Raw genomic sequence first — 13,447 nt, forward strand, 5'->3', positions numbered from 1 at the left:
TCGCTTGCTCGCGAAGAGGCCCTGCCAACCCCCTCAAATACCCCAGACAAAAAATATTTCCATCCCCCCCTATCACTTTTCACTTCTCGTTCGGCACCTAGGCAATTGAGAAATATTTCCATTCAGGAGCCGCCGTATGTCCCGCACGCTAGACACCTTGTTGCGCCCCAGCCTGTTAGCCGTGGCCATTGCCCTCAGCGCCCCGCTGGCCAGCACCGCGCTGGTCGCCGCCGAACAGGCGTCCAGCGTGCGCGCCTACAACCTGCCGGCGGCGCCACTGGCCAGCACCCTGAACCAGATCGCCAGCCAGGGCGGCCTCGCGCTGACCCTCAGCCCGGCGCTGGCGTCGGGCAAGACCTCGGCGCCGGTCCAGGGCCAGTTCGATGCGCCGGGAGCGCTGCGTGAGGCGCTGCGTGGGACGGGTTTGCAGTTGGAGCAAAGCAGTGCGGGGACTTATACGTTGGTGGCTGTGCCGGAGGGGGCCGTGGCGTTGCCCACCACCAATATCACCGGCCAGGACAGTTATGAAAGCGCCTGGGGTCCGGTAGACGGCTACCTGGCCAAGCGCACCGCCTCAGGCACCAAGACCGACACCGCGCTCGTCGAGGCACCGCGCTCGATTTCCGTCGCCACCCGTGAGCAGATGCAGGACCGCAACGTCCAGAACCTGGATGACGCGGTCAAATACATGCCCGGCATCGTGTCTGCCAGCTACGGCAGCGACACCCGTTATGACTGGATGCGTGTGCGCGGCTTCGAGCCGACCCAGTTCCTCGACGGCCTGCCACTGCCGCGCGGTGTGTATGCCAACCCGAAAGCCGAAACCTGGAACCTCGACCGCCTCGCCTTGCTGCGCGGCCCGGCTTCGTCGGTCTACGGCCAGACCCCTCCGGGCGGCCTGCTGGATATGGTCAGCCGACGCCCCAGCGACGAATCCAGCCACGCCATCCAAGTGCAGTACGGCAGCGACAACTACCGCCAGATCAACTTCGCAAGCACCGGCAAGATCGACGATGAAGGCCAGTTCCTTTATGGCCTCAGCGGCGTGGTGCGCGATGCAGGGACTCAGGTCGACCATATCGACAACAAGCGCTACAACATTGCGCCGAGCCTGACGTGGAACATTGACACCGACACCAAACTGACGCTGCTCTCGCAATTCACCCGCGACGATACGGGTACCACCAGCCAGTTCCTGCCGATCCAGGGCACCAAGATCAAATCACCGTTGGGCGAGGTTTCCCACCACAAGAACCTGGGCGATCCAGACTACGAGTACTACGACCGCACCTACTACGCGCTGGGCTACGCCTTCGAACACCGCTTCAACGACACCTGGCAGTTCAAGCAGAACCTGCGCTATACCAAGTCGGAATTGTCGTTCCAGCAGTTGACCGTGGGTTCCTATGCCTTCTCTCCCGCTAATGCAGCGGGCGATATCAGCCGTTCGACGACCAACGTTGACGAGAACATCGGACAGTTCGCGGTAGACAACAACTTCCAGGCGGATTTTGCTACCGGCGATATCACCCACACCTTGCTGCTTGGCCTTGATCACCAGCGCACCGATACGTCCTACCGCGCAATTTTCGGAACAGCGTCGGATACCAACATTTTCAACCCGATCAACACCCAGCCGACGGTGCGCCCGACCACTGTCCGACCTTTTTACGACTACAACCAGAAAACCGTACAAACCGGCCTTTACGTACAAGACCAGATGGCCTTGGACAAATGGCGCCTGACCTTGGGCGGTCGTGAAGACTGGGTGCACCAAGGCACCACTTACTTCAACCAAAGCGACGCAACCAACACTGACCGCAGCAAGAACTTCAGCGGCAACGCGGCGCTGAGCTATGTGTTCGACTCGGGCTTCGTGCCGTACCTGTCCTATGCCGAATCCTTCCAGCCAGCGAGCAACGCCAGCGTCTCGCCAACCGAATCGTACAAACCCACCGAAGGCAAGCAATGGGAACTGGGGGTCAAGTACCAGCCGCCCGGTTCCAACACCTTGTTGAGCGCAGCGGTGTACGACCTGACCCAGAAAAATGTGCTGGTTACCAGCTTCCAGTCAGGTGGTGTCTCCATCACCGACCAGACCGGCGAAGTGAAGGTCAAGGGCCTGGAACTGGAAGCGGTGTCTGACGTAACCGAAAACCTCAAGGTGATCGCCGCCTACACGCTGGCCAAATCCGAAGTGCAAAAAGGCCAATACAAAGGCAACCGCCTGCAACTCATGCCCAACCAGCAAGCCTCGCTGTGGACCGACTACACCTGGCACACCGGCCCGCTCGACGGTTTCGGAATCGGCTTCGGTGCCCGCTACACCGGTAATACCTACGGCGATCAGGCCAACACCTGGCTGGGCAAGGCCAATGCCTACACCGTGTTCGATGGTGCAGTGCACTACGACCTGGGTCGGCTGGACAACAGCCTGAAAGGTGCATCGGTGAAGTTGAACGCCACCAACCTGTTCAACAAGGACTACCTGTCCACCTGTGATGGTAACTACTGCTACTTCGGCGACCAACGCAGCGTCGTCGCCAGCGCTACCTACCAGTGGTAATCGGCTGAGTTAACCACCAGGCCGCCCCAGTGGGCGGCTTTGGTGTGTCTGAAGGTTGAAAAAATGAAAAGCAAAACCATCCGCCGCTGGTCCTTCATCCACACCTGGACCAGCCTGATCTGCACGGTATTCCTGCTGCTGCTCGCCCTCACCGGCCTGCCGCTGGTGTTTCACCACGAGATCGACCACCTGCTGGGCAACGAGCCGGAACTGGCGCAGATGCCTGCCGACACGCCGCAGCTCAACCTGGAACAGCTGGTGGCCAAGGCGCAGGCTCATCGGCCCGGCGAAGCCATGCAGTACCTGGCCTGGGACGAAGATGACAAGAACGGCGTGATCGCGATCATGGCGGCCACCGCAGGCACTGAGCCCAACTCGTCGCACACCTTCATGCTCGACGCGCGCACCGGCGACGCGCTGGAAACCCCGGCGGCCAACGGCGGCTTCACCTTGTTCCTGCTGCGCCTGCATGTGGATATGTTCGCCGGCCTGCCGGGCAAGTGGTTGCTGGCGTTCATGGGGGTGCTGTTTGTCGTGGCGATCATTTCGGGCACGGTGCTTTACCTGCCGTTCATGCGCCGCTTGAAGTTCGCCACCGTGCGCCAGGACAAATCCACCCGTCTGCGCTGGCTCGACCTGCATAACCTGATCGGCGTGGTTACATTGACCTGGGCGCTGGTGGTGGGTGTGACCGGCGTGATCAGCGCCTGCGCCGACCTGATCATCGCCGCCTGGCGCCAGGACAGTCTCAGCGCAATGATCGAGCCCTACAAAAACGCCCCGCCACTGACCCAGCGCGCACCGGCCACCGAGCTGCTGAACATCGCTGCCAAAGCCGCGCCCGGCATGGAGCCGGACTTCATCGCCTTCCCCGGCACGCGCTTTTCCAGTGAGCACCATTACGCCGTGTTCATGAAGGGCAGCACCCACCTGACCTCGCACCTGCTCACACCAGTGCTGATCGACGCCAGCACCCTGGCCGTCACCGCCATTGCCGAACGGCCCTGGTACATGGACGCCATGGGCATGTCCCAGCCGCTGCATTTCGGTGACTACGGCGGCATGCCGATGAAGGTCCTCTGGGCGGTGCTGGATGTGCTGACCATTGTCGTGCTGGGCAGCGGCGTCTACCTGTGGGTTGTCCGGCGCAAGGCGGGCAAGCCATGAAGCCGCGCCAGTCGAACTTCTGGAAGGTGTTTGCCTTCCCGCTGGGGATAGGCCTGCTTACGGCGGCAGGGTTGTTCGCGGCGTTATTGGGGGATGGGCTGTGGGATTCGCTGAGTTGGCTGGGGCTGGGGGTTCCGGCAGTCATTGCGCTCTGGGGGGTGCTGCACCGTTGAATCGGGGCAATCAATAGATCGCTTCTCAGCAATAATTAGACATTAATAACAACTTATACAAAGCATCTAAATACGCTTAATCTCTGCCCCAGGTCACACATCCTGTGCCGACAGTTTGCGGGGCAATACGTAATGACGCTTCCCATCTATGACCTTGCCGACCTGCGCACTGTGCTGAAGCGCGACGACATGCTGCGCGTGGTGCGCGATGCCTGTATGCAACATGCCCAAAACAACGTCATCAGTGCCAAGTCCGGCGAGCTGCTGTTCCAGGAACCTCCTGGGGACTGTCATATCAGGCTCGGTTATTTGCGGGGCGGGGAAACCTTCGTCGTCAAACTGGCCATGGGGTTCTATGAGAACCCGTCCAAGGGATTGGACACCAATAACGGGTTGATGCTGGTCTTCAGCTCACACACCGGCAAGATCATCGCCATCCTCAACGATGAAGGCTGGCTGACCAGTTGGCGGACAGCCGCCGCCGGGGCATTGGCGGCGAAGGCCGGCGCTCCGCCACAGGTCACCGCGCTGGGTATTCTCGGCACCGGGCATCAGGCCGAACACCAGGCACACTGGGCCGCACACCTCCTGGGGACCGACCGGGTCTTTATCTGGGGGCGGGACCCGGCCAAAGCCGCCCGGCTGGCAGAGAAACTGGGGCATCACGGTTTGTCGGTTCACGCGCTGGCCACGGTTGAGGAGGTGTTCGAGCACTGCAATGTCGTCATCACCTGCACGCCGTCAACCCAGGCAATTGTTCCGGTGTCCGCCGTAAAACCTGGCACCCATATCGTCGCCCTGGGCGCGGACAGCCAGGGCAAACAGGAACTTGACCCGCACATTCTGGCGATGGCCCAGGTCATCATGACCGACGACCACCGCCAATGCGCCGAGCGCGGTGAACTGGGGCATGCCCTTCGCGCCGGGCTGGTCACCAACACTGCCGACATCTCCCTGGGGCACGTGTTGGCAGGCAGCCTCCAAGGGCGCATCAACGCTGACGACGTGACCGTCGCTGACCTGACCGGCCTCGCAGCCCAGGACATTGCCATCGCCACCCTGGCGGTCGGGTTGGTCCGGGCCGTGGCGCCTGGCGATGCGGACAACGTCACGCCCGCCTAGGTACCGAATCAACACCTGAATAAACAATAACAATAAGGTAGGTATTCAAATGAAAAAGCCGCTTAGTACGATTTCCATAGCATCCCTCTGGCTACTCTGCACCGTCGCGGGTGCGGCACACGCTGAAACACTGCGCATTGCCAGCGAAGGGGCTTATCCACCGTTCAATTACGTGGATTCCACCAACACACTGCACGGCTTCGATATCGACATTGCCAACGCCCTGTGTGAGCGAATGAAGGTCACCTGCACCTTTGTCACTCAGGACTGGGAGGGCATGATTCCCGCGCTGCTGGCGAAAAAATACGATGCCATAGTGGCCTCGATGAATGTCACCGAAGAGCGCAAAAAGAAAATCGCCTTCACTAACCGCTATTACCGCACACCGTTGTCGGTCGCCGTGGCCAACGACTCAGGCATCCGCGATGCCCAGACCGACTTTAAAGGCCTGACGGTGGGCGCCCAGTCTTATTCGACACAAGCCATCTACGCCGAAGAACACTATGGCGCGGCCGGCGCCACGGTGAAGCTCTACCCCTCCCAGGACGAAGCCGCCAGCGACCTGGCGGCCGGGCGCCTGGACGGTGTCATCGCCGACAAATACCCACTGCTGGCATGGGTAGAAAGTGCCGGCAAAGACTGCTGCAAGATCCTCGGGGACATTGACGGCACCAACACCGATGCGGCCATTGCGGTACGCCAGGAAGACGTCGCGTTGCGCGAGCGGCTGAACCGGGCGCTGGACGAAATCGTCGCCGATGGCACTTACAAAAAGATCGCCAGCCGCTACTTCGCCTTCGATATCTATTGACCTTCGGGGCCCGGGCACTGGCCCGGGACGCTCCTCCGGCACTGCGGCGCCGTGCTGATCTTGAGCACCGCGCGCCCGTGCAGGTCAAATTTCGCGAGAGGGTTCTGGCATGCTCGAACAACTGTCATTGTTATCTTTTGCCAGCGATGGCTGGGGCTCGGCGCTGCTCGCAGGTGCGTTGGTCACGATCGCCCTGGCCCTTGCCTGCGTGCCGCTCGGTTTGCCGCTGGGCGTGGCAGTGGCGCTGGCGGCGCGGTCCAGATGGCGCTGGCTACGGACTGGTGCCACGGCATTTTCCACGGTATTCCGTGGACTGCCCGAACTACTGACCCTGCTGATCATTTATTACGGCTGCCAGATCGCCGCACAAAAGCTATTTGCCGCCATGGGTTACCAGGGCGAGGTAGCCATCAACACCTTCGTCGCGGCCATGATTGCCTTCAGCCTGGTGTTTGCCGCGTTTTCCAGCGAGATCTGGTTAAGCGCCCTCAAGACACTGCCCAAGGGTCAGCTGGAGGCGGCCGCCATGCTGGGCTTGTCCAAGGGCACGACCTTTCGCAGGGTGGTCCTGCCACAACTGACACGCATCGCCTTGCCCGGCCTGTCGAACAACTGGTTGTCACTGCTCAAGGACACCTCGCTGGTTTCGACTATCTCCCTGGTCGACCTGATGCGCCAGACCAGCCTGGCAGTCAGCGTGACCAAAGAACCCATGCTGTTCTACACCGTGGCCTGCTTGGGCTATCTGTTTTTCTCGGCGTTGTCCGGCCGCGTGTTCCATGTGCTCGAACGCTGTTTCAGCCGCCACCAACAGAGTGCCAAGCCATGAACAGCGAGAACCTGTGGAGCACGCTGCTCAACGTGGCGTTGCTTGAACGTTACGCCCCACGCTTTATCGACGGCTTGCTGGTAACCGGCAAACTGGTGGCGATTTCTTTCAGCCTCGGGGCATTACTAGGTCTATTGATTGCCTTGGGCCGCTTGTCGACCTATCGCTGGGTGCGCGGCTTCACTGGCGTCTATGTGTACTTCTTTCGCGGTTCGCCGCTGCTGGTCCAACTGTTCATGCTGTATTACGGCCTGGGGTCTTTCAAAGGCTTCTGGCAAGAGTTCGGTCTCTGGTGGTTCTTCCGGGATGCCTGGCTCTGCACCCTGCTGGCCTTCACCCTGAACACGGCGGCCTATCAAGCCGAGATCATGCGCGGTGCCCTGACCGCCATCGCACCGGGCCAGCGCGAAGCCTCGCAAACCCTGGGCCTGTCTCGCTGGACCACCTTGAGAAAAGTCATCCTGCCGCAATCGCTGCTGGTCGCCATCGGGCCGCTGGGTAACGAACTGGTCCTGATGATCAAGGCCAGTTCCATCGCCTCGCTGGTCACTATTTATGACCTGATGGGCGTTACCAAACTGGCCTTCTCACGCACCTTCGATTTCCAGATCTACCTCTGGGCGGCGGTGCTGTACCTGGTCATCGTCGAAGTCGTCAGACGCGCGCTCAAACGACTGGAACGGTCACTGAGCAAGCACATCGGGTAATCCGGTCTCCCCCACACACTGCGGTCCAGAGGGCTAGTCATGAATTCGTACATCACCGCACCAGACGGTCGTTCCCTTTCTGCCCCGCCCACGCGAAAGTCCGTGGTGCACATCAGTGGATTGAACAAATGGTATGGCAACTTCCAGGTCCTTCACGCCATCGACCTTAACGTCAGCCAAGGTGAGCGCATCGTTCTGTGCGGCCCTTCCGGTTCGGGAAAGTCGACCTTGATTCGCTGCATCAGCCGCCTTGAAATTGCCGAGAGCGGGGTCATCCGAGCGCTGGATACCGACCTCGGGAAACCTTCGCCGGCCAGGCATAAAGCGTTGCGCGAGATTGGCATGGTGTTCCAGAACTTCAACCTGTTCCCCCACATGACGGTCCTGCAAAACTGCACCCTGGCCCCGATATCGGTACGCGGCCTGTCACGCAGGCGCGCCGAAGAACACGCACGGCATTATCTGAGCAAGGTCGGTATCGACAGCCAGGCGAACAAGTACCCCAGCCAACTTTCAGGCGGCCAGCAACAGCGGGTGGCGATCGCCAGGGCACTGTGCATGGAGCCGAAAATCATGCTGTTCGACGAACCCACCTCGGCACTCGACCCGGAAATGGTCAACGAAGTGCTGGACGTCATCGTCAAATTGGCCGACACCGGCATGACCATGCTGTGCGTCACCCACGAAATGGGCTTCGCTCGCCAGGTCGCCGAACGGGTGCTGTTCCTCGACGCGGGACGTATTGTGGAAGACCTGCCGCCAGAGCAGTTTTTTACCGAGCCCAAGAGCGACCGGGCTCAAGCCTTCCTGGCGCAGATCCACCGCTGAGCGCGCAGGTATCGCCAAGACCGGACAACCTGTCAAAGGCAGGGTCGACTCCGTACAATCAGTCCCTTCACATTCAAGTGCTTTATTTCCCCATGGCCAATATCGCGTTCATGAATGCAGCGGCAGACGGCATCGCTGCCTTGCTTTTTCCCGACCTGGAAGCGGTGGTTCACGATATCCGCAGCGGATTGATCGTGCACATCGCGAATGGTTTCTCCAAGCGCAAAGTCGGGGATGCCTCGCTGATTTGCAATCTGCCGGAGCTGGACCAGGGGCTGGATGTCATCGGTCCGTATGAAAAGGCTGGCCCCAATAACCGCACGCTGCGCTCAATCTCTATCGCGGCCCGCTCCGAAGAGGGCGACATCGTCGCCCTGCTGTGTCTGAACTTCGATATGACGGCGTTATCTCAGGTGCAAAAGCTACTCAGCGGCTTCGCCGTGGGCCTGCAACCTCAAGCGCGACCCGCGCCGTTGTTCAGCGCGGATTGGCGGGAAAAGCTCAACGACATCGTCGAGGCCATATCCGTCGAACACTGCGTGCGGCGAAGTGACTTTGGTCGCACCGAGATCATGTACGCCCTGGCCCAAGCCAGAGCCAGTGGCCTGCTGGACATTCGCAACTTCGTCGATTATTTCGGCGAGTACTTCGATATTTCCCGGGCCACGGTTTACAACTACTTGAGAGCAATCCCGCCAGAAAAAAACTAACCACCGGCCTCATTGGGCACTGATTAAACTGGGTGCCCTGGCGTGCTCCGCCGATAAACCCGGCGCGGCTGAGGACGCCGTCGGTTACCCCACTGCTCTTTCCGAGGAATGCCCATGTCCACTCCCAGCATGACCTTGTTCCACAACCCCGCTTCGCCGTTTGTGCGCAAAGTCCGCGTGCTGTTGATCGAAACCGGCCAGCAGGACCGCGTCGCCCTTCACGGCTGCATGCCGACCCCGGTCAACCCGGATGCGCAGCTGGTACAAGACAACCCCGTGGGCAAGATCCCAGCGCTGTGCCTGGCCGACGGCACGGTGCTGCACGACAGCCGGGTGATCCTCGATTACTTCGACCACCAGCACGTCGGCAACCCGCTGATCCCTCGTGACGGCTCGGCCCGCTGGCGCCGCCTGACCCTGGCCTCGATGGCCGATGGCATCATGGATGCCGCCGTGCTGGTGCGTTACGAAAGCGCCCTGCGCCCGGTGGAGAAGCATTGGGCCCCGTGGCTCGACGAGCAGCGCAACAAGATCCGTCGCACCCTGGCCGAGTTAGAGGCTGATGCGATTGCCGAACTGACCAGCCACTTCGACATCGCCGCCATCAGCGTGGCCTGCGCCTTGGGTTACCTCGATTTCCGTCACCCTGATATGCAATGGCGGTCGGATACCCCGCAGCTTGCCGCGTGGTACGCCGAGGTCAGCCAGCGGCCGTCGATGTTGGAGACGCAACCGCCCGTGTGACCTCAAGCCCCCCACGCCGGGCCGACAGCCTTTCTGTAGTGAGCGGGCTTGCCCCGCGCTGGGCTGCGCAGCAGCCCTAATCAAGCAGCCAAGGGTGTATCAGGCACTCCTCAGCGGCTGGTTTTGGGGCTGCTGCGCAGCCCAGCGCGGGGCTAGCCCGCTCACTACACGGGGTCCGCGTAGATCAGGAAATAGCTGATTTATCCTGGCCACCAACTGCGCCTTCATCTGCTGATCCTCCCGCAATCCGATCATTGCACTGCCTCCAGATCAAACTCCAATGGAGCGGCCACCTTGCGCTTGCCCACGCCATACCAGTCCAGTTTGCGCGTCAGCACCATCACCGTGCCCAGCAGGCCGAACAGCAGCAGCGAGCCCATCAGCAAGGCATAATCCTCGGCACTCAGCAGCCCGTACAGCAAGCCATACAACGCCGCCAGCCCGGCCGAAAAGCCCAGGCCATGGGTCACACTGCGCAGTACGTGGCACACGTAGAAGCCAATCAACACCACACAGGCGCTCGCCGAGATCAGGTAGGCCAGAGCGAAGCCTATGTGCTCGGACAACGACAACAGCAGCAGGTAGAAAAACGCCAGCGCAACACCCACCAAGGCGTACTGGACCGGGTGCACCGCCAGGCTTTTGAGCACTTCGAACAGGAAGAAACCGGCAAACGTCAATGCGATGAACAGCAGCGCGTATTTGATCGCGCGGTCGCTCTTGAGGTACTGATCCACCGGGTCGATGAAGTTCACGCCGAAGCTGCGGTTGTTGAAGTCCTCACAGCCTTGCTTGTCCAGGCAGGTTTGCAGGGCTTGCTCGAGGTTGGTGGAGAAGAATGAGGTCTGCCAGTTGGCGGTAAAGCCTTTGTCGGTCACCTCGCGTTGTGCCGGCAGAAAATTGCCGATGAAGCTGGGGTGCGGCCAGTTCGAGGCGAGTGACACCTGGCTGGTCTTACCCACCGGCACCACTTGCAGTTGTTCGGTGCCTTGCAGGCGCAGGTCAAAGGCAAAGTCCACCACATAGGGCTTTTTGCTGTCCTGCTCCGGCAGCGCCACGTGCACGCCCTCACCCAGCCAATCCACCTGGGAGCCCGGTTCGAACTCCAGGCGCTGGCTGCCCAGTTCCAGCTTCAGCGCGTTTTCGATGCCACGAATATCGCTGATACCCACCGCCAGAAACGCCGGGTCAAAGCGGTAATCGGCAAAATCTTCGGTGATGCCCAACTGCGCAGGCAACTCGAAACGCCCGCTGATGCGGTTGTCGGCATGGAACAGCCGCGCCTGGTAGATGCCCCGTGCACGCAGCTCGGTTTGCACTTTACCGTCAAGCTCAAAACGGTCCGGCAGGAAATACAGACGACCGCGCTCTTCACGGGTGACTTCGTAGCGTTTGTTGAGTTTTTCATTGAGCTTCCACTCGCGCACGGTCTTGCGATACGGCACCACCATCACTGGGCCGGTGAGGCGCTGGGCGTAGCTGGAGCTGCGGGCAATGTCCATCAGGACGCCATCGCGCAGTTGCTGGCGGTCACTGATGATGCCGTTGATCATCAGCAATGGAATCAGCAACAGCAGGATCAGCAGCGCAATCGCGCCAAGTTTGAAAAGCAGGCTGCGGTTCATGGGTCTCTCCCTGTTTTGATGGGGAGAGTCTGGGCAGCCTGTGTGGGGGATTTATGTGGGCAATGTGGAGACTGTGTGGAGATGCAGCACCACCTGCACGCCGCCTTCGACATTGCCGATCTGCAGCGCGCCGCCGTGCAGCTTCATCACTTCCTCGACAAAGTTGAGGCCCAGGCCGGTGCTTTTGCGCCCGCTGGCCGGGCGTGGCAGTGAGTAGAAGCGCTCGCTCAAGCGTGGCAGGGCGTAGTCGGGAATCGGCGCGGCCTGGTTGAATAAGCTCACCTGCACGTCGTTGTGTCGCGTCTGTGCGCCGAACCTCAACAGGCCGCCGGGCGGTGTGAAGTCCAGCGCGTTCTCCAGCAAGTTGCCCAGTGCCTGACGCAATAAGAAGGGTTCGCCATAGACCTTCACATCCGCCGCAATCGCTTGTTCGATTTGCAGCCCAGCACCTTCAATTCGCGCACATTGGGCGTTGAGCACCTCATCGACCATGGCCGCCAACGGGATGCTGGCCTGCGCTTCCAGGCCCTGGCGTTGCTCGACCTGCGCCAGGTTCAGCAAGCGTTCGATCAACTGCTGCAGGCGCGCGCTTTCGCTGTCGATATTGCCGACGAAGCGCTGCTGTTGTTCGCGGGTCATATCGCCCTGCAACAGCTCGGCCGCACCGCGTATCGCGGCCAATGGGCTCTTCAATTCGTGGGTCAGTGTGTGTACGTAGTGTTCGACGTAGGCTTTGCCCTCCAACTGCGTGCGCATGTGCTCCACGGCGGTGGAGAGCTGCTTGAGCTCACCGCCACGGTAATGCGGCAACTCGGCGCGCCGGCCCTCGCTGACCGCCTCGGCGTAAGCCGTCAACCGACGTAGCGCAACGCTCAGCCACCACGACAACAGTGCGCCCAGCAGCAGGCCCAGAATCACCAGGCCGGCGCCATACCACAGCAGGCGACGCTCGGTGCGGTCGACATAGGGCTGCAACGAGCTATTGGGCTTGGCCACGGTGACCACGCCGATGATCTGGCCGTTGTCACGGATCGGCGCACCGACGTGCATCACCGACGAGGTAGGGTCATCGAGTTCGCTGCGGGTGGAACGGGCGCCGTATTCGCCGCGCAGGGTCAGGTACACGTCGTTCCACTTGGAATAGTCCTGCCCCACCGCTTCACCCGAGGAGTCGAGCAGCACGGTGCCCTTGGCGTCGGTCACGTAGATACGGTGGTTGACCTGGTTTTTCGGCAGCCCCCAGATGGTCGCGCCCGGCTGGCGATTGCCATAGGCCTTGAGCAGTTCCGGCCAGTGGCTTTGGCCGAGGGTGCCGTTCTTCACGTCATCGCGCAGGATCTCGGCCAGCAGGTTGGCAGTGTCCACCAGGGTTTCTTCGGTGGATTGGCGCACACCGGGGCGGATTTCCTTCATCACGGTGCTGAGCACAAAATAGCCGGTCAGGCCGATAAACAGGGCATACACCAGGAAAATCCGTAGCCCCAGGCGCATCAGCTGTTGCTCGGGCTGTAGCTGTAGCCGAGGCCGCGATGGGTCTGGATCGGCTCGGCATCGGCGGCCACGCTGCGCAACTTGCTGCGCAGGCTTTTGATGTGGCTGTCGATATTGCGTTCGTAGCCTGCATCGGCCGCCACACCGACCGCATCCAGAAGTTGCTCGCGGCTGAAGACGCGCTCGGGCTGTTCCAGCAGGCTTTGCAGCAAGCGGAATTCATGGCGTGTGAGGCTCAAAGGCTGGCTGCGATAACTGATCTGCATGCGCTCCAGATCAACCTGGAACACCGCAGGCGCAGCACTTGGGCCGATCCGTTTAAGGATCGCCCTGACCCGCGCCGTCACTTCCCGTGGGCTGAACGGCTTGACCACATAATCGTCGGCGCCGATCTCCAGCCCCACCACTCGGTCGATCTCGCCATCCCGGGCACTGAGGAACATCACCGGCACCTCGCTGAACCGGCGCAGTTGCTTGCAGGTTTCAAACCCGGTGATGTCCGGCAGGCCGATGTCGAGGATGACCAGGTCGGCCGGCGTCTGGCGCTGATAGGCCAGCGCCTCCTGGCCGAGGCTCAGCCAGGTGGTGGTGAAGCCCTCGCCTTGCAGGGCGAATATCAGTGTGTCGGCTATCGCCGCTTCGTCTTCGACAATCAGGATATGCGGCATGGTGGT

At 61.0% G+C, this 13,447-nt stretch carries 13 protein-coding genes; 10 read left to right on the top strand and 3 right to left on the bottom strand.

Features of this window, described 5'->3' with window-relative positions; genetic code table 11:
• Positions 1-136: 136 nt before the first annotated feature.
• The 10 genes from AO064_RS18565 (at position 137) to AO064_RS18605 (ending at position 9,657) form a co-directional block, all read left to right on the top strand.
• The gene (locus tag AO064_RS18565) at positions 137-2,566 is read left to right on the top strand and encodes a TonB-dependent siderophore receptor (protein ID WP_064054254.1); all 2,430 of its coding nucleotides are present in this window, start codon (positions 137-139) and stop codon (positions 2,564-2,566) included.
• 63 nt (positions 2,567-2,629) lie between these two features.
• A complete protein-coding gene (locus AO064_RS18570; protein WP_064054255.1) occupies positions 2,630-3,733 on the top strand; it encodes a PepSY-associated TM helix domain-containing protein in 1,104 nt (367 codons plus the stop codon).
• The gene (locus AO064_RS30955) at positions 3,730-3,906 is read left to right on the top strand and encodes a hypothetical protein (protein ID WP_015886224.1); all 177 of its coding nucleotides are present in this window, start codon (positions 3,730-3,732) and stop codon (positions 3,904-3,906) included. The genes AO064_RS18570 and AO064_RS30955 overlap by 4 nt, the downstream gene beginning before the upstream one ends.
• A 132-nt stretch (positions 3,907-4,038) precedes the next feature.
• A complete protein-coding gene (locus AO064_RS18575) occupies positions 4,039-5,028 on the top strand; it encodes an NAD(P)-binding domain-containing protein (RefSeq protein ID WP_064054256.1) in 990 nt (329 codons plus the stop codon).
• Positions 5,029-5,077: 49 nt separating this feature from the next.
• A complete protein-coding gene (locus tag AO064_RS18580) occupies positions 5,078-5,839 on the top strand; it encodes a transporter substrate-binding domain-containing protein (RefSeq protein WP_064054257.1) in 762 nt (253 codons plus the stop codon).
• 109 nt (positions 5,840-5,948) lie between these two features.
• Positions 5,949-6,668, top strand: a complete 720-nt coding sequence (locus tag AO064_RS18585) for an ABC transporter permease (RefSeq protein WP_064054258.1) — start codon at positions 5,949-5,951, stop codon at positions 6,666-6,668.
• Positions 6,665-7,375 carry an ABC transporter permease gene (locus tag AO064_RS18590; RefSeq protein ID WP_064054259.1) on the top strand — a complete coding sequence of 237 codons (711 nt, stop codon included), beginning with the start codon at positions 6,665-6,667 and terminating at the stop codon, positions 7,373-7,375. The genes AO064_RS18585 and AO064_RS18590 overlap by 4 nt, the downstream gene beginning before the upstream one ends.
• A 39-nt stretch (positions 7,376-7,414) precedes the next feature.
• Positions 7,415-8,203, top strand: coding sequence for an amino acid ABC transporter ATP-binding protein (locus AO064_RS18595; protein ID WP_064054260.1), 789 nt, complete (start codon positions 7,415-7,417; stop codon positions 8,201-8,203).
• 92 nt (positions 8,204-8,295) lie between these two features.
• Positions 8,296-8,913 carry a helix-turn-helix transcriptional regulator gene (locus tag AO064_RS18600; protein ID WP_064054261.1) on the top strand — a complete coding sequence of 206 codons (618 nt, stop codon included), beginning with the start codon at positions 8,296-8,298 and terminating at the stop codon, positions 8,911-8,913.
• Positions 8,914-9,027: 114 nt separating this feature from the next.
• Positions 9,028-9,657, top strand: coding sequence for a glutathione S-transferase (locus AO064_RS18605; protein ID WP_064054262.1), 630 nt, complete (start codon positions 9,028-9,030; stop codon positions 9,655-9,657).
• 251 nt (positions 9,658-9,908) lie between these two features.
• Here the strand turns inward: AO064_RS18605 and creD are convergent, their stop codons facing one another.
• Genes creD through creB form a run of 3 tightly spaced genes read right to left on the bottom strand, consistent with a single transcriptional unit; the run spans position 9,909 to position 13,441 of the window.
• Positions 9,909-11,282 carry a cell envelope integrity protein CreD gene (gene creD, locus AO064_RS18610; protein WP_064054263.1) on the bottom strand — a complete coding sequence of 458 codons (1,374 nt, stop codon included), beginning with the start codon at positions 11,280-11,282 and terminating at the stop codon, positions 9,909-9,911.
• 51 nt (positions 11,283-11,333) lie between these two features.
• A complete protein-coding gene (gene creC, locus AO064_RS18615) occupies positions 11,334-12,773 on the bottom strand; it encodes a two-component system sensor histidine kinase CreC (RefSeq protein ID WP_064054264.1) in 1,440 nt (479 codons plus the stop codon).
• Positions 12,773-13,441, bottom strand: coding sequence for a two-component system response regulator CreB (gene creB, locus AO064_RS18620; RefSeq protein WP_015886234.1), 669 nt, complete (start codon positions 13,439-13,441; stop codon positions 12,773-12,775). Before creB ends, creC begins: the two co-directional genes overlap by 1 nt.
• Positions 13,442-13,447 lie beyond the last annotated feature (6 nt).

Source organism: Pseudomonas marginalis, from assembly GCF_001645105.1.
GTDB lineage: Bacteria > Pseudomonadota > Gammaproteobacteria > Pseudomonadales > Pseudomonadaceae > Aquipseudomonas > Aquipseudomonas petroselini.